The following is a 21,498-nucleotide window of genomic DNA, read 5'->3' as shown; positions in this document are numbered from 1 at the left end:
CCCCGCGGTCACGAGCGGGCTACCGTGATCCCATGAGTGAACGCGAATACGACGTCATCGTCATCGGGGCGGGGGCGGTGGGCGAGAACGTCGCCGACCGGGCCGTGCAGGGCGGCATGAAGACCGTCATCGTCGAAGCCGAGCTGGTGGGCGGTGAGTGCTCGTACTGGGCATGCATGCCCTCGAAGGCCTTGCTGCGCAGCGGCGCAGCGGTGCGGGCGGCGCAGGACCTCGACGGGGCGAAGCAGGCGGTGACCGGCGAGCTGGACGTGGCGGGCGTGCTGCGCCGGCGCAACACCATCACCCACGACTGGGACGACGGGTCGCAGGTGCAATGGCTCGACGGCGCGGGAATCGATCTGGTCCGAGGCCACGCCGAGTTCACCGGACCCAAGCGACTGCGGGTCACCGCCGCCGACGGCACGGTCACCGATCTCGTCGCCCGTCATGCCGTGGCCGTCGCCACAGGATCAGCGGCGCTCCTGCCCGACATCCCGGGGCTGCGCGAGATCGAGCCCTGGACGAGCCGGGAGGCGACGAGCGCGCAGGAGGTTCCGGCATCCCTCGCGATCCTCGGCGGTGGCGTCGTCGGCGTCGAGATGGCGACCGCATACGCCGGGTTCGGCACGAAGGTCACCCTGATCGTCCGCGGTGCGGTGCTGGACCGCCTCGAGCCGTTCGCGGGACAGCTGGTGAGCGCCTCCCTGGAGAAGCTCGGGGTCACGATCCGCACCGGCGTCGAGGTGACCGGTGCGCACCGGACGGAGAAGAACGCGGTGCTCTCACTCTCCGACGGGGGCCGCGTCGTCGCTGAGCAAGTGCTCGTCGCGGTCGGGCGCACGCCGCGAACCGGTGATCTCGGACTCGAAAGCATCGGCCTGGAGCCCGGCGCGTGGCTCGACGTCGACGACACGCTCCTGGTCGAGGGGACGGACTGGCTCTATGGAGTCGGCGACGTGAACCACCGCGCCCTGCTCACGCACCAGGGCAAGTACCAGGCGCGTGCCGCTGGCGACGTGATCGCCGCGCGGGCGAAGGGCCTCCCGGTCGACGACGCCCCATGGGGCGTGCACGTCGCGACCGCCGACCACGAGCACGTGCCTCAGGTCACCTTCACGGATCCGGAAGTCGCCTCGGTGGGATTCACCGAGGCCGCCGCCCGGAAGGCGGGGCGCCGCATCCGCGTTCTGGATTACGACCTGTCGTGGGTCGCCGGATCGAGCGCGTACGCCGACCACTACGAGGGAATGGCGCGGGCGATCGTCGACGAGGACCGCGGCGTGCTGATCGGCGCGACGTTCGTGGGTCCCGAGGTCGCCGAGCTGCTGCACTCCGCCACCGTCGCGATCGTCGGCGAGGTGCCGCTGCACCGCCTCTGGCACGCCGTGCCGCCGTACCCGACGGTCAGCGAGGTGTGGCTGCGCTGGCTCGAGGCCTACGGACGCCCGACCCCGTCCTGACCCTCCCCCGCTGAGACGACAACTGCACGTCGAGATCGTGGGGTTACCCCACCGTCTCGCCGTGCAGTTGTCGTCTCAGCATCAGAGGGAACCGCGCGGGTCAGTGGAAGAAGTGCCGCTCGCCGGTGAAGAACATCGTCGCGCCGGCCTTGCGGACCGCGTCGATGACCTCTTCGTCGCGCACCGAGCCACCGGGCTGCACGATCGTGCGGATCCCGGCGTCCAGCAGCACCTGCGGGCCGTCCGCGAAGGGGAAGAACGCATCGGATGCCGCCACCGAGCCGGCCGCACGCTCCCCCGCCCGCTCCACCGCGAGCCGGCAGGAGTCGACGCGGTTGACCTGCCCCATGCCGATTCCCACCGTGGCGGAGTTCTTCGCCAGCACGATCGCGTTCGACTTGACGGCCCGGCACGCCTTCCAGGCGAAAATGAGGTTCTGCATCTCCTCGTCGTCCGGGCGCTCCCCTGACACCAGCTGCCAGTCCTTCGCGACGGACTCGATGTCCGCGGGGAACCGGTCGGCATCCTGCAGGAGCAGTCCGCCCGAGACGAGGCGGACGTCCATCGGCTCCTGCTGCCAGTCGGCGGGCAGCTGCAGGACGCGCAGGTTCTTCTTCAGCCCGAAGACCTCCAGCGCCGCCGGCTCGTAGTCCGGCGCCACGATGACCTCGGTGAAGATGTCGCGCAGGTTCTCGGCCATCTTGAGAGTGATCGTGCGGTTCGCCGCGATCACTCCACCGAACGCCGACACGGGGTCGCACTCGTGCGCGCGCAGGTGGGCGGACGCGATCGGATCCAGAGCCTGAGGTGCGGCGACGGCGATGCCGCAGGGATTGGCGTGCTTGATGATCGCCACGGCGGGCTTGACCATGTCGAACGCGGCGCGGAGCGCGGCATCCGCGTCGACGTAGTTGTTGTACGACATCTCCTTGCCCTGCAGCTGGGTCGCCTGTGCGATGCCGTGACCGCCGACGCGCGAGTAGATCGCGGCACGCTGATGCGAGTTCTCGCCGTATCGCAGGGTCGCCAGGCGCTCCGCCTTGATCGTCAGGTGCTGCGGCAGGTCGGGCTCGTCGAGGGTCTGCTCGGCGAACCAGGACGCGACCGCGCGGTCGTACTGGGCCGTGTGCGCGAACGCCCGGGCAGCGAGTTCGCGGCGCTGCGCGAGCGTCGTGCCGCCGGATCCGAGCGCGTCGATGATCGGGCGGTAGGAGTCCGGCGAGACCGCGATCGCGACGTTCGCGAAGTTCTTCGCGGACGCGCGCACCATCGCGGGCCCCCCGATGTCGATCTGCTCGACGACGTCGTCGCCCTCGGCGCCCGAAGCGACGGTCTCCACGAACGGATACAGGTTCACCACGACGAGCTCGAACGGCAGGATGCCGAGCTCGGCGAGCTGGCTCTCGTGATCCTCGAGCCGGAGGTCGGCGAGGAGCCCCGCGTGCACGCTGGGGTGCAGGGTCTTCACACGTCCGCCGAGGGACTCGGGGAAGCCCGTGACCGCGGCGACGTCGGTGACCTCGTGCCCGGCATCCCGGATCGTCTGGGCGGTCGAGCCGGTCGAGACGATCTCGACGCCGGCGTCGGCGAGCGCCTTCGCGAGCGTCAGGAGGTCGGTCTTGTCGCTGACCGAGACGAGTGCGCGGCGGATCGGGACGAGGTCGCGGTGGCGGTACAGGGACGGGTCGTTGCTCGGGCCGGCCATGCGGGCTCCTCCGGGTCGGGGTCGGGACGGCGCTGCGCACCGCGTTCGGGTCGGGCCGGTGCTCAGCGCACCGCGGTCAGGTCGAGGTCGCCGGAGGCGATACGTCGCACGACGTCGATCAGCAGTCGGCGCTCGACCGGCTTGATGCGCTCGTGCAGCGCGTGCTCGTCGTCGCCGGGGAGGACGGGCACGCGTTCCTGCGCGAGGATCGGCCCGCTGTCCACGCCGTCGTCGACGATGATCACGCTCGCGCCGGTCTGGGTGACGCCGGCCGCGAGCGCATCCCGCACGCCGTGCGCACCGGGGAACTCGGGCAGATAGGCGGGGTGCGTGTTGATGATGCGGGGCGACCACGCGGCGACGAGGGATGCCGGCAGCAGGCGCATCAGGCCGCTCAGGACCACGAGATCCGGGCTCCACACCCGCAGCTGGGAATCCAGCTCGTCGGCCCACTCCTGCCTCGAGTCGAACTCGCGCCACGGGACGAGGATCGTCGGGATGTTGAAGTCCTCGGCGTGCTGGAACCCGTCCGCCTCGCGGTCGGCGCCGACGACGATCACGCGGGCGGGGAAGTCGGGTTCGGCGGCGGCCTCCAGCAGAGCCCGCAGGTTCGACCCCGCGCCCGAGATGAGGACCGCGACCGTGAGCACCGGGTCAGTCTACCGGCGGTGCGGCGGGCTCTTCGGGCCGCGTGATCGGCGGCAGCGGCTGCGGCTGGCGGGGGCCGAGATCGGCGGAGGGCATGTCGGCTTGCGCGCGCGGGGCAGGGGCTTCGCGGGCGGGCTGGTCGGGTTCTCCGGGCGCGGGCTCTTCGGGCTCCGGCTCTTCGGGCGCCTTCGTCTCGCGTTGCGGATCCGCGACGACTGGCACCGGATCGGTATGCAGCGACCACAGCGGGGTCGGCGCGAGCCGCTCGGGAGCCCACGGTTCGAGCGGGGTCGGCGCGAGCCGCTCGGGAGCCTCCTCCTCCGCGACCAGCACCGCCGGCGCAGCCGGTTTCGGGCGGCGGCGCGGCGACAGCAGCAGGATGGCGGCGCCGATCAGCACCTCGAGTCCGACCGCGAGCGCCAGCGGCCCGGGCGCCGGACCGACCTCGGCGAGGCGGCCGGGACCGATCGCTCCCGAGGCGAGCACCGCCAGGAGCGCGGATGCCGCGCCGGCGAGAACCGCGATGCCCGCCGCCGTCACGAGTCTCGCCCCGATCGGGTCGTCGTCCGGGATCGCCGGGGTCGACGGCTCGACCGGCTCGTCGCGTGTCCGGGCCAGCAGTGCATCGAGCGTCGCGTTCCCACTCGATTCGGGAGCGACCTGCGGGATGACCGGTACGGCGACGAGTCGCGACCGGCAGATCCATCCCGCGAAGCCGCCGACGGCGATCGGCAGCAAGGCGAGCAGGAGCAGCCACGGTGTCGTCGACTCGGGCAGGGCGCCGAGGATCGGGATGCCGGGCACGACCCCCAGCTGCGTCCCGGCGGGCGAGACCGCGGTGCCGGTGCCCACGGCGAAGCCGGGCCCGGCGATGAACGACAGGCCCCAGATCGCGAGGGTCGGGAGGTACGCGAACTGCGCGAGCGTGACGACGGTCGCGCCGAGCCCGTCGACGTGGGCGGCCTCGAACAGGGCGATCACTTCCCCGCCCCGCAGGATGAGGGCGACCGCGAACAGAAGCGCGCCGAGGCCGATGAGGCCGACGACGACGACCGCGGTGCCACGCGCAACGAGTCCCGGCACCTCGCCCCACCCGTGCGGCGCCGCCTCGATCCGGTCCCGGAGACGTGCGATCACCCCGGATCCGGCCTCCCGCCACTCGGTGACGACGGCACCGAGTGCGAGCGGAACCGCGAAGACAAGGGTCGGCAGCAGGATCGCCTGCCAGCGCTCGACCGCCGCAAGCGGATTGGCCGCCGTGACCGCGATGAGCGCCGACAGCCCGGCGAAGACCGCGATTCCGGTGAGGACGCCCGTGATCCAGGCATCCGCCTGCGAAGCCCGCCGCCCTGAGCGCGCCGCGAAGATCGCGGTGAACGCGGCGAACGCGAGGGGGGCGAGGGACAGGACGAAAGATGCGACGGACGGATCGATGCCGACGACGGCCAGGTAGTCGCCCGGCAAGGTGACCTGCAGCGGCACCAGGTTCCCGAACTGCCAGATCGTCGCGCCCGTCGGCCACAGCGTCCCCCAGTCGGCCGCTCCGCCGAATCCGAAGACCCAGAGCAGAGTGAGCGGGGCGAGGGTCGCCGCGACGCCGACGGCCACCGCGATTGCGGCGTCGACGGCGGAGAGGATGAGGACGATCAGGCGATGCATGCCTCATCGACCCTACCCAGGCGGATGCCGCGACCCTGCCCGGCGCGCCCTGCGCGGCATCCGTCGACGAAGTGGCGGGCAGGGACCCGGGCGGGCATTAGCCTCGGGTGCGGAGGTTCTGCCCATGAGCACTGCACAGGCGAGCGACACGGCCGCGAGCGCACCGGAAGGACGAGGTCCCCTCGACCGCTTCTTCGAGATCACGAAGCGCGGTTCGACGCCCGGCTCCGAGGTGCGCGGCGGAATCGTCACGTTCGTCACGATGGCGTACATCGTGATCCTGAACCCGATCATCCTGTCGGGCGGGGTCGATGTCGACGGCAATTCGCTCGGCTTCGGTCAGGTCGCCGCGGTGACCGCACTGACCGCCGGTGTGATGACGATCCTGTTCGGGCTCGTGACGCGTCTGCCGTTTGCGTTCGCGGCGGGCCTCGGGATCAACTCGTTCCTGGCCGTCTCGGTCGTGGGCCAGGTCACGTGGCCGGAGGCGATGGGTCTCGTCGTCATCAACGGCCTCATCATCGTGCTGCTGGCCGCGACGGGTCTGCGACGCATGATCTTCGACGCGGTGCCGCTGGCGCTCAAGACCGCGATCACGGTCGGCATCGGGCTCTTCATCGCGTTCATCGGCTTCGTGGACAGCGGGTTCGTGACGGCGACCGGCGCGTCCTCTCCCCCGGTGGGCCTCGGTGTCGAGGGGTCCATCGCGACCGTTCCGGCGCTGCTGTTCGTCCTGACGCTGCTGCTGACCGGCGTGCTCATGGCGCGGAAGGTCAAGGCGGGACTGCTGATCGGCCTCGTGACCGGCACGGTCGCGAGCGTGGTCGTCGAGGCGATCTGGAACATCGGACCCCGCTTCGGCGCGGACGGCACCGAGAACCCCGGAGGCTGGGGCCTGACCGTGCCCGAGCTGCCGAGCCAGATCGTGAGCCTTCCCGACCTGAGCCTGATCGGGCAGGTGAGCTTCGGCAGCTTCGAGCGGATCGGCGTGCTGGCGGCCACGATGCTCGTGTTCACGCTCGTGTTCACGAACTTCTTCGACGCGATGGGCACGATGACCGGGCTCTCCCGCGAGGCGGGCCTGGCCGACGCGAAGGGCGACTTCCCGCGGCTGCGCTCCGCGCTGATCGTCGAGGGCGTCGGCGCGGTCGCCGGTGGCGTGACCTCGTCGTCGTCCAACACGGTGTTCATCGAGTCCGGCTCGGGCATCGGCGAGGGTGCGCGGACGGGTCTGGCCAACGTGGTGACCGGAGCGCTCTTCCTGCTGGCGATGTTCTTCACTCCGCTGACGACGATCGTGCCGAGTGAGATCGCCGCGGCCGCTCTGGTGATCGTCGGTGCGCTCATGATGGCGCAGATCCGTCACATCGACCTGACCGACCTGTCGGCGCTCATCCCGGTGTTCCTGACGGTCACGGTGATGCCGCTGACCTACTCGATCGCGAACGGCATCGGCGCGGGCTTCGTTTCGTGGGTCGTGATCCGGTCCTTGTCGGGCAAGGCGCGGGAGATCAGCCCGCTGCTGTGGATCGTGGCGGCCGGCTTCGTGGTGTTCTTCGCCCGAGGTCCGATCGAGGCCGCGCTGGGCTGACCCGCCCTGCGCCCTCTGCCGCCGAGATGGTGCCCCTTCCGCCGAGGTGGTGCCCTTTCGACCGAGATGGTCCTTCTTCCACCGAGGTGGTGCCCACCATCTCGGCGGATAACCCACCATCTCGGCGGATAACTCACCATCTCGGCGGATAACCCACCATCTCGGCGGACAAACCACCATCTCGGCGGACAAACCACCATCTCGGCGGACAAACCACCATCTCGGCGGACAAACCACCATCTCGGTGGATAACCCACCATCTCGGGGAGAGGGGGAAACGCGGGAACCCGCGGAAGGTGGGTCAGGGGGTGAACGGCTCCAGGACGAAGATCGCGATCTGTCGGTCGGTCTTCTTCTGGTACTCGTCGTAATCCGGCCACACCGCGGCGGCGCGAGCCCACCACTCGGCGCGCTCGTCACCGGACAGCTCCCGCGCGAGGTAGTCGCGCTTGACCGCTCCGTCCTGCAGCTCCACGTGCGGGTGCTTGCGCATGTTCTCGCCCCAGCGCGGCTCGTCCGGTGCACCGCCCTTGCTCGCGACGACCGCGTAGCGCCCGTCGTGCTCGACGCGCATGAGCGCGGTCTTGCGCAGCGCGCCGCTCTGCGACCCGACCGTGGTGAGCACGATGATCGGCACCCCGCGCATGTCGTTGGCCTCGGTGCCTCCCGAGGCCTCGTAGCGCTCGGCCTGCGTGCGGGCCCATTCGGCGGTGGACGGCTTGTACTCTCCGGTCAGCGGCATGCCCCCAGCCTACGGGCGACCGCGCAGACGACGAAGGGGCGGATGCCGCGGCATCCGCCCCTTGCAAAGCCGAGTGTCAGAGCCCGGCGATGATCTCGCGCATCAGATCGGCGGTCTCGGAGGGCGTCTTGCCCACCTTGACGCCGGCGGCCTCGAGGGCCTCCTTCTTGGCCTGCGCCGTGCCCGCCGAGCCGGAGACGATCGCGCCGGCGTGGCCCATCGTCTTGCCCTCGGGCGCGGTGAAGCCCGCGACGTAGCCGACGACCGGCTTCGTGACGTTCGCCTTGATGAAATCGGCCGCGCGCTCCTCGGCGTCGCCGCCGATCTCGCCGATCATGACGATCGCCTTCGTCTCGGGGTCGGCCTCGAACGCGGCGAGCGCGTCGATGTGCGTCGTGCCGATCACGGGGTCGCCGCCGATGCCGATCGCGGTCGAGAAGCCGATCTCGCGCAGCTCGAACATCATCTGGTACGTCAGGGTTCCGGACTTCGAGACCAGACCGATCGGTCCCTTGCCGGCGATGTTGGCCGGAGTGATGCCGACGAGCGACTCACCGGGAGTGATGATGCCGGGGCAGTTCGGACCGATGATGCGGGTCGTGTTGCCCTTGGACTGCGCGTACGCCCAGGCCTCGGCGGTGTCGCCGACCGGGACACCCTCGGTGATGACGACCAGGAGCGGGATCTCGGCGTCGATGGCCTCGACCATCGCGTCCTTTGTGAATGCGGGCGGGACGAACGCGATCGACACGTCGGCGCCGGTCTTCTCGATCGCCTCGGCGACCGACGCGAACACGGGCAGCTCGACCGGGTTGCCCTCGGGGTCGTGATGCAGCACGGTCGTGCCGGCCTTGCGCGCGTTCACGCCGCCGACGACCTGGGTGCCGGCCTTCAGCATGAGCGCGGTGTGCTTCGTGCCCTCGCCACCGGTGATGCCCTGGACGATGACCTTGGAGTTCTTGTCAAGAAAAATCGACATGGTTCTTGTCCCTTACGCGTTCGCGAGCTCGGCGGCCTTGTCGGCGCCTTCGTCCATGGTGTCGGCGAGCGTGACCAGCGGGTGGTTCGCGTCGCGCAGGATCGCGCGGCCCTCCTCCACCTTGTTGCCGTCCAGGCGCACGACGAGCGGCTTCGAGGCGCTCGAGCCGAGCTCGGCCAGCGCACCGACGATGCCCTTCGCGACCGCGTCGCACGCGGTGATGCCGCCGAAGACGTTCACGAACACGCTCTTGACCTGCGGGTCGCCCAGGATGACGTCGAGCCCGGCGGCCATGACCTCGGCCGAGGCGCCGCCGCCGATGTCGAGGAAGTTCGCGGGCTTCACGCCGCCGTGGTTCTCACCGGCGTACGCGACGACGTCGAGCGTGGACATGACCAGGCCCGCGCCGTTGCCGATGACTCCGACCTCGCCGTCGAGCTTGACGTAGTTGAGGTCGTTCGCCTTGGCCTTCGCCTCGAGCGGGTCGGCGGCATCCTTGTCCTCGAGCAGGGCGTGCCCGGGGTGACGGAAGTCGGCGTTCTCGTCGAGCGACACCTTGCCGTCCAGGGCGATCACATCGCCCTCGTCGGTCAGCACGAGCGGGTTGACCTCGACGAGCGTGGCGTCCTCGCCGGTGTACACCGCGTACAGCTTGACGAACACGTCGCTGACCTTGTCGACCAGCTCGGGCGCGAACCCGGCGGCCTCGGCGATCTCAACGGCCTTCTGCTTGTCGATGCCGGTGAGCGGGTCGACCGTGATGCGGGCGAGGGCCTCGGGGCGCTCGACCGCGAGCTCCTCGATCTCCATGCCGCCCTCGACGCTCGCGAGCGACAGGTACGAGCGGTTGGCTCGGTCCAACAGCACCGAGAAGTAGTACTCCTTGTCGATGCGCGCGCCCTGGGCGACCATGACGCGCTTGACGACGTGGCCCTTGATGTCCAGGCCGAGGATCGCCTTCGCGGCCTCGTACGCCTCATCGGGGGTCTTCGCGACCTTGACGCCGCCGGCCTTGCCGCGGCCTCCGGTCTTGACCTGCGCCTTGACGACGACGACTCCGCCGATCTTCTCCGCGGCCGCGCGCACCTCCTCCGGCGTGTCCGCGACGATGCCGGCGAGCACCGGCACCTCGTACTTCTCGAAAAGGTCTCGTGCCTGGTACTCGTACAGATCCACAGTGATTTCCTTCGCAGTGGCGACGGGGAAACGACGCGAAAGCGTCTTGATGTCGAGATATCTCGACCGTCGTCCAGCCTACTACCGCCGTTCCCCGGCTCCTGACCGGGCCCGAAGAGACGACCCACGGATGCCGTGATCCGCATGCACGCGCGGGTCTAGGCTTCTGTCGATCATGAGTGAGTCACCGTCCGCCTCCACCGCGCGCACCGCCGTCGTCGCCGCCGCGCTCGATCTGTTCGCACGCCAGGGTTTCGACGCGACCTCCGTGGAGCAGATCGCCCAGGCCGCGGGCGTCTCCCGCAGCACGTTCTTCCGCCAGTTCGGCGGCAAGGAGGACGTCGTCTTCGCCGACCACGAAGCGCTTCTCGACGACGTGCGAGAGTACTTGGCCCGCGGCCACGCCAACCCGTGGGTGGCCGTGTGCGAAGCATCCGAGCGGGTGTTCCAGCATTTCGCGCGCGATCCCGAAGTCGCGCGGCTGCGCTACCAGATCGTCCGCCAGGTGCCCGCACTGCGCGAGCGCGAGATCGTGACGGTGTTCCGCTATGAGCGTCAGTTCGACGAGTACCTGCGCCGGTCGATCCCCGACATCGACCCGCTCGACGCGGTCGGGTTCGCAGCGCTGGTGACCGCACTCCACAACCACGTGCTGCGCCGGCTCCTCCGCGGCACCCGACGCGTCCCGCTCACCGCGCTCCGCCGCGCGCTCGACGACGCCCTGCGCCGGTACGGCGTGCATCCGGACGGCACGTCGGCGGCATCCGATGACGTCGTCGTCGCCGTCTTCCCGCGGTCGATGCCCGCCGCCGAGGTGGCCAGACGCGTGCGTTCCCAGCTGGACGCCTGAATCGGTTCCGCGGTGGGATTCAGTTCCACCCCACGCGGGACTGAGTGCCGGTACGATCGTCGTCATGACCCACACCCCGGTGCCCGGCGAGCGCGTCGCCGGCTATGACGTCTCCGATCGCCTCGACACCGATTACTACGGCGTCTTCGACGACATCCCGGATGCCGACCGCGCGGTGTGGCAGCGGGCGAAAGGCTTCATCGACGAAGTGCTCCCCCGCATGGACGCGCTGTGGGATCGCGCCGAGTACGACGTGAGCCTCGCCCGCCGCATGGGCGAGCTCGACCTGTTCGTGGACGGCATCGAGCACGAGGGCCTCGGCTACTCCTCCCCGCTGGCCGCGGGCCTGGTGAACATGGAGATCTCGCGCGGCGACGGGTCGCTCGGAACGATCGTGGCCGTCCAGGGGGGTCTTGCCCTGCGCTCCCTCGCCCTGTTCGGCAGCGCCGCGCAGAAGTCCCGCTGGCTCGGCCCGATCGCCCGCGGCGACGTACTCGCGGCTTTCGCGCTGACCGAACCCGACCACGGCTCGGATTCCGTCTCGCTCGAGACCGAGGCCCGACGCGAGGGCGACGAGTGGGTGCTGAACGGCGCGAAGAAGTGGATCGGCAACGGCTCGTCGGGCGGGCTGACCGTCGTCTGGGCGCGGGTCGACCACGAGGGCGACGCCGACCACGGCGCCGTCCGGGCGTTCCTCGTGCCTCAGGAGACCCCCGGCTACGACGGGAAGCCGATCCTCGGCAAGGCGTCCCTGCGCGCGATCCACCAGGCCCACATCACGCTGACCGACGTGCGACTGCCGGCGGATGCCGTCCTCCCGGGATCCCACACGTTCAAGGACGCCTCCACCGTGCTGTACGCGACCCGCTCGGGAGTCGCCTGGTCGGCGCTCGGGCACGCGACCGCCTGCTACGAAGCCGCACTCGCGTACGCGCAGCAGCGCGTGCAGTTCGGCAAGCCGCTCGCGAAGTTCCAGATGGTGCAGGAGCGGCTGACCCAGATGCTCGACGAGCTGACCGCGATGCAGCTGTACTGCCGGCACCTCGCCGACCTGGAGACGGGCGGCGTCCTCCGGCCCACCCAGGCCTCGCTCGCGAAATACCACAACACGCGCGCCGCACGCCGGATCGCGGCGGTCGCGCGGGACCTCCTCGGCGGCAACGGCATCCTGCTGGAGAACCGGGTGATGCAGCACATGGCCGACATCGAGGCGATCCACACGTACGAGGGCACCGAGAGCATCCAGGCGCTGCTGATCGGCCGGGACATCACCGGGATGAGCGCTTTCGTCTAGCGGTCGGCGGGCCGCGGCCGTTAGCGGTCCGCGGGCGCGCCCGCAAGCGGCGGGGCGGTCACCGGGGTCCGGATAGCCTCTTCGACATGGGACTGTTCCGCAATGATCCGCAGACCGTGCGTCTGGAGTCGCAGGACGTCGAGCTGAAGGCGAGCAAGGCTCCGTGGAGCCTGTGGGCCGACGGGTTCGGCAAGCTCGGCATCCGTGCGATCCAGATCATCGTGGTCGTGATCGTCGCGGCGGGTGTCATCATCGCCAACCAGCAGCTGACGGTCGTCACGATCCCGCTCGTCATCGCTCTGATCCTGGCGTGTGCGTTCGCACCCGTCATGGGCTGGATGCGGGGGCGCGGCATCCCGTCGCTGCTGGCGACGATCCTCACGCTGCTCGCGATCGTGCTGATCCTCGGCGGGATCGGCTGGCTGATCGTCTGGGCGGTGCGCAACCAGTGGGACGACCTGTACGCGCAGGCGCAGGACGGCTTCAGCGATCTGGTCGCCTGGGTGCAGACGCTGCCGTTCTTCGACGCGGTCGCCGATCAGCTCGACGAGTTCGGCAGCACGGTGACCGACTTCCTCACGAGTTCGCAGTTCGGCTCGGGAGCCCTCGCGGGCGTCGGGGCTCTTGCGAACTTCGTCACGGGATTCGTGCTCATGGTCGTCGTGCTGTTCTTCTTCCTCAAGGACGGGCCGCAGCTGTGGGAGTTCCTGCTCCGTCCCTTCCGCGGCGAGAACTACCGTCGCGCGCAGCGCATCGGCGCCAAGACCGTCACGGTCCTCGGGTCGTACGTCCGGGGGACCGCCACGGTCGCGGCGGTGGATGCGATCGGCATCCTGATCGGTCTGCTCATCCTGCAGGTGCCGCTGGCTGTGCCGCTCGCGGTGCTCGTCTTCCTCCTCGCGTTCATCCCGATCGTCGGCGCCACGCTCGCGGGCACCCTCGCCGCGCTCGTCGCGCTCGTCGCGAATGGTCCGCTGAGCGCCCTGCTCGTGGTCGGCGTCGTCGTGCTCGTGAACCAGCTCGAGGGCAACTTCCTGCAGCCGGTGCTCATGGGCCGGTCGATGAAGCTGCACGCGTTCGTGATCCTCATCGCCCTGACCGTCGGCACCGTGCTCGGCGGCATCGTCGGCGCAGTACTTGCGGTGCCGATCACTGCGGCGGTGTGGGGCGCGATCTCGGTGTGGGACGGCGACGGGGTGCCCGCGCGCTGGGCACGCCCGAAGAAGCCCGTCGCGTCCTGACGCGGCTCGCAGAACTCCACGGATCCGGATGCTGTCGGCCGTGATCAGCGCTTGTCGGCGCTCATTGCGCCGATTTCTGTGGAGTTCTGCAGACCGCCGGCCATGGACCGCGGCGGGTGCCTCGGCGAGGATGAGGGCATGACGTACGAGATTCCGGCGCCGATGCTCGCGAAGTCCGTTCCCGAGGTTCCCGACCCCGACCGGGTCGAGGGCGGGCTGAGCTACGAGCCGAAGTGGGACGGCTTCCGCGGGCTGGTGTCCTGGGACGGCGAGGGCGTCGAGATCGGCAGCCGCGGCGCGAAGCCGCTGACGCGGTACTTCCCCGAGCTCGTCGACGCGTTCTCGCGGCTGCTGCCCGAGCCGTGCCTGCTGGACGGCGAGGTGGTGGTCCCGCGAGGCGCGCCCGGCGCCCAGCGCCTGGACTGGGAGTCACTCACGCAGCGCATCCATCCCGCCGCGTCGCGGGTGACCATGCTCAGCGAGACCACACCCGCGATGTTCATCGCGTTCGACCTGCTGGCGCGCGGCGACCGCGACCTCCAGAACGCGCCCTTCGCCGAGCGCCGGGCACAGCTCGTCGAGCTGCTCGCCGGGGTGCCGCATCCGATCCACGTCACGCGGACGACGACGGATGCCGACCTCGCCCGCCGCTGGCTGCACGAGTTCGAGGGCGCCGGGCTGGACGGTGTCGTGGCCAAGCCGCTCGCCCAGCCCTACGCGCCGAACAAGCGCACGATGTTCAAGATCAAGCACGCACGGACCGCGGACGTCGTCGCCTTGGGATACCGGGTGCACAAATCCGGCGCGGGTGTCGGGTCGCTCCTGGTCGGCCTGTACGACGCCGAGGGTCGCCTGCACAACGTGGGCGCGGTCTCGGCGTGGACGGACAAGCGTCGCCTCGAGCTCATCGACGAGCTCGCGCCCCTCGTGCAGACGGGCGAGGACGGTGCGGCGCTCACCGGCGCGGGAGAGAAGTCACGGTTCTCCGCGGCCGACCGCGACTCGTCGTTCGTGAAGCTGCGGCCGGAGCGCGTGCTCGAAGTCCGGTACGACCAGCTCGAGGGCATGCGGTTCCGCCACACCGTGCAGTTCGAGCGCTGGCGCCCGGACCGCGAGCCGGCGTCCTGCACGTTCGAACAGCTCGAGTCCGTGTCTGCCTACGACGTCGGCGCCGTCCTGCTCTGATCGCCCACTCGGCGCGAGGTGCGCTCGCGGCCCGTGCGCGGGCTCGCGGCCCGTCGCACACGACGTGCCGCGAGCTGCGAGGCGTGCCGCGACGCGGGACGCAGAACGGATGCCGCGCGCGACGGTCAGCGCGGGGCGCCGTCCTCGGTCCAGTTCTCGGGATTCTTCTTGCTCGGCTGGACGCGCGGCGGCTCCCCCGGCATCTTGGGGAAATCGGGCGGGAACGGCAGCTCGCCCAGGCCCGCGTCCAGGTCTCGCTGCCACCACTCCAGGAGCGTGTCGATGCGCCCGGGCCGGTCGAGGAAGCCGGCCCACGGATCGCCGACCGCGGCCAGTCGCTCGGGGATGCTGCGCACCGTGAAGGCGGCGGGATCGACCTCGTCGAGCTCCGACCACGTCACCGGCGTCGACACGGTGGCCGCGGCGAGGGCGCGTGGACTGTACGCGCCCGCCATCGTGCGGTCGCGGTTCGCCTGGTTGAAGTCGACGAAGATGCGCTCGCCACGCTCCTCCTTCCACCAGCTCGTCGTGACCTTCTCGGGCATCCGGCGCTCGAGCTCGCGCGCCGCGGCGATCACTGCGTGGCGCACGTCGAGGAACTCGTGTGTCGGTTCGATCGGGCAGAACACATGCAGTCCGCGGTTGCCGCTCGTCTTCACCCATGCCTCCAGGCCCGCCTCGCCGAGCACCTCGCGCAGTGCGTGCGCGGCGGGGACGGCATCCGAGAAGTCGGTGCCCGGCTGCGGATCCAGGTCGATGCGCAGCTCGACGGGGTTGTCGGTGTCCCCGGCGAGCGAGGCCCACGGGTGGAACACGATCGTGTTCATCTGGATGGCCCAGACGATCGCCGCGGGCTCGGTCAGGACGAGCTGCGGATGCCGGCGGCCGCTGTTGTATCGGACGGTGACCGCCTCGACGTAGTCCGGGGTTCCCTTGGGCGGGTTCTTCGAGAAGAACGACTCGCCGTCGATCGAGTCCGGGAAGCGCTCGAGCGAGACCGGCCGGTTTCCGTTCGCGGCGAGGAACGGATCGGCCACCGCGACGGCGTACTCGGCGAGCTCGCGCTTCGTGATGCCGACCGCGGGCCACAACAAGCGGTTCGGACTCGACAGACCGACCATGCGGTCGCCGTCGGGTCCGGGCACGGTCAGAGTGATGCGCTCGCTCGCCATGCTGAGGAGCCTAAGCCGGGCCCGCGACCTCCGACCAGGCCTTGTGTCGGGCCGAGGGTGTGCACAACTCCTCAGATTCGCCGGGGGCGGGTCACCCCTCCCGCGTGAACTCGGGGCTCACCGTGCGGTGGCCGCCCGAAAGTGAGGAGTTATGAACCGGCCAGCGCGATGACCGGTGCGAGGTCGTCGCGACTGAGGCGGATCCAGGGACCGTGTGCGTCCACGATCGCGCCGTCGAGCGCCTCGTCGGCGCGGAGCGCGGCGCCGAGCTGAGCCGCCGTCATGGGCGCGGCCTGGTCCCCGCGGCGGAGCGTGGCGACCTCGAGCGGGTGCGAGTACAGCTCGATCAGGCGGGATCCGTCCGTGCCGCGCGCTTCAGCCACGCCCATCCGACCCTCGGCGGACGTGTTCACCGCCACCCAGAACTTCACGCGCGTCAGCGCATCGCTCACGCGCGACCCGGTCTCGGCGGTGCGCTCCCCCGCCAGCAGGGTCTTGAGCTCGAGGGACGGATCGGCCTGCTCCACGAGCTTCTCGATGAGCTCGCGCGGCAGCACGGCGCGCGCCGGAGCCGAGGAGTTGTCGATGATGAGGCCGGTGTAGGGACCGGCGAGCGTGTGCCGCAGCACAGCGAGCACGGGCTGCCCCATCGCCGAGGTGTCCGTGTCGCGGTCGGCTTCGAGGCTCTTGCGGAGCGCCGCGCCGCTGCTGAAGGCGAGGACGTACTGGGCGTCGCCGACCTTCGCGACGCCGAGCGGAAGGTCCTTGCCCTCCGCGAGGAGGGCGCGCGCATCGCCTTTGACCCGCAGGAACAGATGCCCCTGCATCATCTGGCGGGCGACCTCGAGCAGGTCGGTCGACTCGGGCTGCGCCGGAAGCGCCGCGAGAGCGTCGCGGAGCAGGACGTTGTCACGCAGCCCCGGGATCGTCTCGGTCGGCGCCGGGGCCTCAGCGGGTCGGGGCGGTGCCGGAGCGGGCGGCTGGGCGACCGGCTCAGCCGGCGGTGCCGGTGGCGCCGCTTGGGCACCGAGTCCCTGGTAGGACGAGACGGAGATGTTGACGGATGCCGCGCCGGTCTCTGCGGTCGGCGACGTCCGAGCCTCGCCGGACTCCGCGGTCTCGCCGACCTGCGGCACCTCACCGACTTCCAGGACCTCGCCGGACGGCGAGACCTCATCGGACTGCGGGACTGCGTCGTCGGTCTTCTTCCGCCGGGAGAAAAGCGCCATCGGGCCAGCCTAACCCGGCGGCCGCGGCGGCCTAGAGCTTCTCGATCGGGGCGATCTTGATGAGCAGCTTCTTGGGTCCTGCCGAGTCGAAGCGCACGTGCGCGACGCGCTTCGCGCCTTCGCCGGTGACGGCATCCACGCGGCCCTCGCCGAAGTCGTCGTGCCTGATCCGGTCCCCGGACGCGAGCTGCATGTCGCCGTTGTCGCGGACCTTCGCGGGGATGCGGTTCGCGAAGCGTTCGATCGACGTCGACTTCGGCACCAGGTCGTCGCCGTAGCGCTTGGCTGCGGACGGACCACCGGGCCGGCGGGCGTTGAGCGCGCGAGATTGCATTCCGCCGCGGGAATTCACATCCCCGGGCGACTGACGCCACTGGATCAGCTCGGCGGGGATCTCCTGCAGGAACCGGCTCGGCATCGCGACCGAGATCTCGCCGAACTGGGCGCGGGTCATCGCGAGCGAGAGGTGCAGGCGCTTGCGGGCACGCGTGATGCCGACGTAGAACAGCCGCCGCTCCTCCTGCGGTCCGCCCGGCTCACCCGCCGAGATCCGGTGCGGGATGAGGTCCTCCTCGACACCGGTGACGAACACGGCGTCGTACTCCAGCCCCTTCGCGGTGTGCATCGTCATGAGCGACACCGACCCGGAGGCGTCTTCGAGGTCGTCGGCATCCGAGACGAGCTGGACTTCGGCGAGGAAGTCCACGACCGTGCCCTCGGGGTTGTTCCGCGCGAATTCCCGCGCCACGGCGACGAGTTCGTCGAGGTTCTCGACGCGCGCCTCGTCCTGCGCGTCCTTGCTCGCGCGCAGGGCATCGGTGTAGCCGCTCTTGCCGAGCAGCAGCTGCAGACCGTCCGCGACGGCGGTCGGTGGCGGAAGCTCGCCGGTCGCCGGGAGCATGATCTCGGTGGCTTCGGCGAGCACCGCATCCAGGTGGGCGATCGCCGCCTGGATCTTCGGCCCCACTCCGAGCGCCGAGGAGTTCGCGAGCGCGTCGCGGAACGTGATCTGCTCGTTCGCCGCGTACCGCGAGATCGCCTCGATCGTCACGTCGCCGATCCCGCGGCGCGGGCGATTGATGATGCGCCGCAGCGCCATCTCGTCCGCCGGGTTCGACACGGCGATCAGGTAGGCCAGGGCGTCTTTGATCTCGGCGCGCTCGTAGAACTTCGTGCCGCCCATGATCTTGTACGGCAGCGCCGCCCGGATGAAGATCTCCTCCAGCGCACGGCTCTGCGAGTTCGTCCGGTAGAACACCGCGACCTGCGAGTAGTCGACGCCCTCGCGGTGCAGCTTCTCGATCTCGTCCGCGACGAACTGCGCCTCGTCGTGCTGCGAGTAGCCGGTGAAGCCGATGATCTTCTCACCCTCGCCGACGTCGGTCCACAGCTTCTTGTCCTTGCGGTCGAAGTTGTTGCCGATCACGGCGTTCGCGGCCGACAGGATGTTCTGCGTCGACCGGTAGTTCTGCTCGAGGAGCACGACCTTCGCGCCCGGATAGTCGCGCTCGAACTCCGTGATGTTGCGGATGTCGGCGCCGCGGAACGCGTAGATGGACTGGTCGGAGTCACCCACGACCGTGAGGGATGCCGGCCCCTCGGCATCCGTCGCCGGTTCGGGCTCGAAGATCATCATTCCGCCGGACTCGAACGGTGCGGCGCCGCCGCCGGACACGGGCTGGGTGAGCTCGTGGATGAGCGCGTACTGGGCGTGGTTCGTGTCCTGGTACTCGTCGACGAGGATGTGCCGGAAGCGCCGGCGATAGGTGTCTGCGACGTGCGGGAAGGCCCGGAAGAGGTAGACGACCTGTCCGATCAGGTCGTCGAAGTCGAACGCATTCGCCCGCTGCAGCTCGCGCTGGTAGTCGCTGAACACGTCGACGAACACGCGCTCGGCGGGATCGTTCATGTTCGCCGACCGGGCGTAGGACTCGGCATCGGCGAGTTCGTTCTTGAGCTTGGAGATGCGACTCTGGGCGCCGGCCGGGGTGATGCCGTAGGCGTCGGCCTCGTGCTCCTTCACGAGCCGCTTCAGCAGCGCCCGCGAATCGCCGGAGTCGTAGATCGTGAACGACTTGGTGAAGCCGAACTGCTGGGCCTCGCGACGGAGGATCCGCACGCACGCGGAGTGGAAGGTCGAGATCCACATGCCCTGCGCCCGGTCGCCGATCAGCTGCCCGACGCGCTCGCGCATCTCGCCCGCGGCCTTGTTCGTGAAGGTGATCGCGAGGATCTGGCTCGGCCAGGCGTCCTTCGTGCGCAGGAGCGAGGCGACACGGCGGGTGAGGACGCTCGTCTTGCCCGATCCGGCACCCGCGACGATCAGGAGCGCCGGACCGCGGTAGACGACGGCCTCGCGCTGCTGCGGGTTCAGGCCGTCGAGGAGGTCTTCGTCGGCGCGCACCGACCCTCCGGCGGGTGAGGCCCCACCGCCGACGATGATCAGGGGCGTGGAGGCATCGGTCATAGCCCGACAAGTCTAGGCGCGGGACCCGACACCCGACTCAGGCGATGCGCGTCCCGGGCGGCATTCGGCGCGACGGCGTGCGGGTCCGCGACCAGGCGCCCCAGAGCAGCAGCCCCGCGAGCACGAGCTGCACGCCCAGACCCACGAACCAGCTCGGCGTGGACCCGGCGATCTGCTCCTCGGAGGTCGGATAGCTCTGCTCGCCCTCGACGCAGCCGTCGTACTCCTGGACCGCTTCGGGCGCTTTCTGGGCACCGCGGACGAGCACCTTCACATTGCCGAACAGATCGACCGGGTAGCCGTTCTCGAAGCGTGACGGCGTGGCGTCGGCGAGGATCACGAACGGGTTCGCCGCCAGGATCCACCACACCGTGTCGGTGCGGGCCGAGTCGTAGCGGGTCGTCGACCACGGGCCGCAGACGTACTGGGGCTCCGGCATCGGCATCGGCGTCATGCACTGCGGCAGGGGCTCGGTCTGACCCGGCTCCGCGGTCATGCACTCCGGCGGCACGGTCGGCAGCGACTGCGTCGGCGCGGGCTCGAGATAGCGCGAGCGCGACTCGACTTCGATGCGGGATGCCGCCGTCCCGAGTCCGAAGGCGATCAGAGTGCCGATCACGAGCGCCGCGACCACCAGATACGTCACGGCGACCGAGAAGAGCGGGCGCGCGAGGATGCCGCTGAAGCCGATGCCGATCGCCGCGACGACGCCGATCTCGACCACGAGGATCGCGAGGGAGACCAGGAGCACGCTGAGCGACACCCCACCGGCGGCCATCGCGAGGATCAGGAACGGCACGGCCACCACGAGGAACGCGAGTCCGGTCGCCCACGCCGCCAGGAGCTTGCCGACGATGATGTCGGCGGTGGTCGCCAGGGTGATCTGCACGGGGGCCAGGGTGGCCGCGTCGCGGTCGCCGTTGATCGCGTTCCCGCTCAGCGTCGGCGAGACCAGCACCACGAGCAGGAGGACGAAGTACACGATGATCGAGAAGATCGCGCTTCCCGCGGGTCCGGTCGGATCCGGCGGCACCGCGAGGAATGTCAGCGCGGTGACGATTAGGAGCAGCACGGCGAAGATGCCGAGCAGCACGTACCAGGCGACGCTGCGGACGCGCTGCAGGAGCTCCAGCCGGAAGATCGTACCGATGCGCGCGGCGTTCATGACGCACTCCCGTCGCGGAGGTCGAGGAACGTGTGCTCGAGGTCCCCCGTCGCGGGCGCGTATTCGATCACGGGGACTCCCGCTTCCACGAGGGCCCGCAGTGCTGCGGCGGCCTCGGTGTCGGAGGCGAAGCCGACGAGCACTCCGCTGCGATCGGTGGCGAGGGTCGCTGCGTCGCGCTGCAGAGCGGCGGCAATCGCCTCGACGGATACCGCGGGGTCGGCATCCGCGACGCGCACGCGCCACGTACGAAGACTCCGTGCCGCGGCGGCGACGCGTTCGGCGGACACCGTGGCCCCCGCGACCAGGAACACCGCGTCGTCGACGACCTCTTCGAGCTCGGCGAGGATGTGGCTGGAGACGAGGACGGTGCGGCCCTGCGCCGCGAGCTGGCGGAGGAGGACGCGCAGGCCGACGCGCGCTTCGGGGTCCAGCCCCGAGGCCGGTTCGTCCAGGAGCAGCACCTGCGGGTCGTGCACGAGGGCACGAGCGAGCCCCAGCCGCTGCTTCTGACCGCGCGAGAGCACGCGCGCGGGGGACGCGGCGAGGGCCGTCAGATCGACCATGCGCAGAAGCTCCTCCGCGCGGTCGCGGGCGGCGTCGCGCGGCAGGTCGTACAGGCGGCCGGTGACGAAGAGGGTCTCGCGCGCCGACAGCGACCCCCACGCGCCGAGCGCGTCCGGCATCCACCCGATGATCCGTCGCACCCCCGACGGATCCTCCACGGGATCGATCCCGCCGATGCGGATCTGACCGGCGTCCGGCGCCAGGAGGGAGGCGAGCATCAGGAGCAGGGTCGTCTTGCCCGAGCCGTTCGGACCGACCAGGCCCGTCACGCGACCGGGCTCGACCTGCAGGGAGATGTCGCGCACCGCCGGAACGGAGCCGAACGAGCGGCGCACACCCGACGCCGTGATGGTGGGGGTCATCACTTC

17 protein-coding genes are annotated in these 21,498 nt (G+C 70.3%); 6 read left to right on the top strand and 11 right to left on the bottom strand.

Annotated elements, in window-relative coordinates:
* Nucleotides 1-32: 32 nt before the first annotated feature.
* Complete coding sequence (locus ABD197_RS04760; protein ID WP_344052122.1) at nt 33-1,460, top strand: dihydrolipoyl dehydrogenase family protein; 1,428 nt, start codon at nt 33-35, stop codon at nt 1,458-1,460.
* 100 nt (nt 1,461-1,560) lie between these two features.
* Here the strand turns inward: ABD197_RS04760 and purH are convergent, their stop codons facing one another.
* The 3 genes from purH to ABD197_RS04745 form a co-directional block, all read right to left on the bottom strand.
* Nucleotides 1,561-3,165, bottom strand: coding sequence for a bifunctional phosphoribosylaminoimidazolecarboxamide formyltransferase/IMP cyclohydrolase (gene purH, locus ABD197_RS04755; protein ID WP_344052120.1), 1,605 nt, complete (start codon nt 3,163-3,165; stop codon nt 1,561-1,563).
* A gap of 62 nt (nt 3,166-3,227) precedes the next feature.
* Nucleotides 3,228-3,815 (bottom strand): phosphoribosylglycinamide formyltransferase, encoded by a 588-nt coding sequence (purN, locus tag ABD197_RS04750; protein WP_344052117.1) that lies wholly within the window; start codon nt 3,813-3,815, stop codon nt 3,228-3,230.
* Nucleotides 3,816-3,819: 4 nt separating this feature from the next.
* Complete coding sequence (locus ABD197_RS04745) at nt 3,820-5,472, bottom strand: cell division protein PerM (RefSeq protein WP_344052115.1); 1,653 nt, start codon at nt 5,470-5,472, stop codon at nt 3,820-3,822.
* A gap of 124 nt (nt 5,473-5,596) precedes the next feature.
* Here ABD197_RS04745 and ABD197_RS04740 point away from each other — a divergent pair, with 124 nt between their 5' ends.
* Nucleotides 5,597-7,063 (top strand): NCS2 family permease, encoded by a 1,467-nt coding sequence (locus ABD197_RS04740; protein ID WP_344052113.1) that lies wholly within the window; start codon nt 5,597-5,599, stop codon nt 7,061-7,063.
* A 301-nt stretch (nt 7,064-7,364) separates the two neighbouring features.
* Here the strand turns inward: ABD197_RS04740 and ABD197_RS04735 are convergent, their stop codons facing one another.
* From ABD197_RS04735 to sucC, 3 genes are all read right to left on the bottom strand, one after another.
* On the bottom strand, nt 7,365-7,805 hold the full coding sequence (locus ABD197_RS04735; RefSeq protein WP_344052111.1) for a nitroreductase family deazaflavin-dependent oxidoreductase: 441 nt from the start codon (nt 7,803-7,805) through the stop codon (nt 7,365-7,367).
* A 76-nt stretch (nt 7,806-7,881) separates the two neighbouring features.
* Nucleotides 7,882-8,784, bottom strand: a complete 903-nt coding sequence (gene sucD / locus ABD197_RS04730; RefSeq protein WP_344052109.1) for a succinate--CoA ligase subunit alpha — start codon at nt 8,782-8,784, stop codon at nt 7,882-7,884.
* Nucleotides 8,785-8,796: 12 nt separating this feature from the next.
* Nucleotides 8,797-9,960: an ADP-forming succinate--CoA ligase subunit beta gene (gene sucC / locus ABD197_RS04725; protein WP_344052106.1), complete on the bottom strand. Its 1,164-nt coding sequence runs from the start codon at nt 9,958-9,960 to the stop codon at nt 8,797-8,799.
* A gap of 175 nt (nt 9,961-10,135) precedes the next feature.
* On the opposite strand from sucC, the gene ABD197_RS04720 reads away from it, so the two are divergent.
* From ABD197_RS04720 to ABD197_RS04705, 4 genes are all read left to right on the top strand, one after another.
* Nucleotides 10,136-10,810, top strand: coding sequence for a TetR/AcrR family transcriptional regulator (locus ABD197_RS04720; protein WP_344052104.1), 675 nt, complete (start codon nt 10,136-10,138; stop codon nt 10,808-10,810).
* 64 nt (nt 10,811-10,874) lie between these two features.
* Entirely contained in the window at nt 10,875-12,104 is a 1,230-nt protein-coding gene (locus tag ABD197_RS04715) for an acyl-CoA dehydrogenase family protein (RefSeq protein ID WP_344052102.1), read from the top strand.
* An 86-nt stretch (nt 12,105-12,190) separates the two neighbouring features.
* On the top strand, nt 12,191-13,345 hold the full coding sequence (locus tag ABD197_RS04710) for an AI-2E family transporter (protein ID WP_344052100.1): 1,155 nt from the start codon (nt 12,191-12,193) through the stop codon (nt 13,343-13,345).
* Nucleotides 13,346-13,483: 138 nt separating this feature from the next.
* Nucleotides 13,484-14,530 carry an ATP-dependent DNA ligase gene (locus ABD197_RS04705; RefSeq protein ID WP_344052098.1) on the top strand — a complete coding sequence of 349 codons (1,047 nt, stop codon included), beginning with the start codon at nt 13,484-13,486 and terminating at the stop codon, nt 14,528-14,530.
* Between the two features lie 125 nt (nt 14,531-14,655).
* Here the strand turns inward: ABD197_RS04705 and ligD are convergent, their stop codons facing one another.
* From ligD to ABD197_RS04680, 5 genes are all read right to left on the bottom strand, one after another.
* On the bottom strand, nt 14,656-15,702 hold the full coding sequence (gene ligD, locus ABD197_RS04700) for a non-homologous end-joining DNA ligase (protein WP_344052096.1): 1,047 nt from the start codon (nt 15,700-15,702) through the stop codon (nt 14,656-14,658).
* Between the two features lie 149 nt (nt 15,703-15,851).
* Nucleotides 15,852-16,931 carry an SseB family protein gene (locus tag ABD197_RS04695; protein WP_344052093.1) on the bottom strand — a complete coding sequence of 360 codons (1,080 nt, stop codon included), beginning with the start codon at nt 16,929-16,931 and terminating at the stop codon, nt 15,852-15,854.
* A 31-nt stretch (nt 16,932-16,962) separates the two neighbouring features.
* A complete protein-coding gene (locus tag ABD197_RS04690; RefSeq protein ID WP_344052089.1) occupies nt 16,963-19,398 on the bottom strand; it encodes an ATP-dependent helicase in 2,436 nt (811 codons plus the stop codon).
* A 37-nt stretch (nt 19,399-19,435) separates the two neighbouring features.
* A complete protein-coding gene (locus tag ABD197_RS04685) occupies nt 19,436-20,563 on the bottom strand; it encodes an ABC transporter permease (RefSeq protein ID WP_344052087.1) in 1,128 nt (375 codons plus the stop codon).
* Nucleotides 20,560-21,492 carry an ABC transporter ATP-binding protein gene (locus ABD197_RS04680; RefSeq protein ID WP_344052085.1) on the bottom strand — a complete coding sequence of 311 codons (933 nt, stop codon included), beginning with the start codon at nt 21,490-21,492 and terminating at the stop codon, nt 20,560-20,562. The genes ABD197_RS04685 and ABD197_RS04680 overlap by 4 nt, the downstream gene beginning before the upstream one ends.
* Nucleotides 21,493-21,498 lie beyond the last annotated feature (6 nt).

It is taken from the genome of Microbacterium lacus (assembly GCF_039531105.1).
Lineage (GTDB): Bacteria > Actinomycetota > Actinomycetes > Actinomycetales > Microbacteriaceae > Microbacterium > Microbacterium lacus.
The sequence above is the reverse complement of the archived record's forward strand: the minus strand, read 5'-3'. Positions and strand labels throughout refer to the sequence as shown.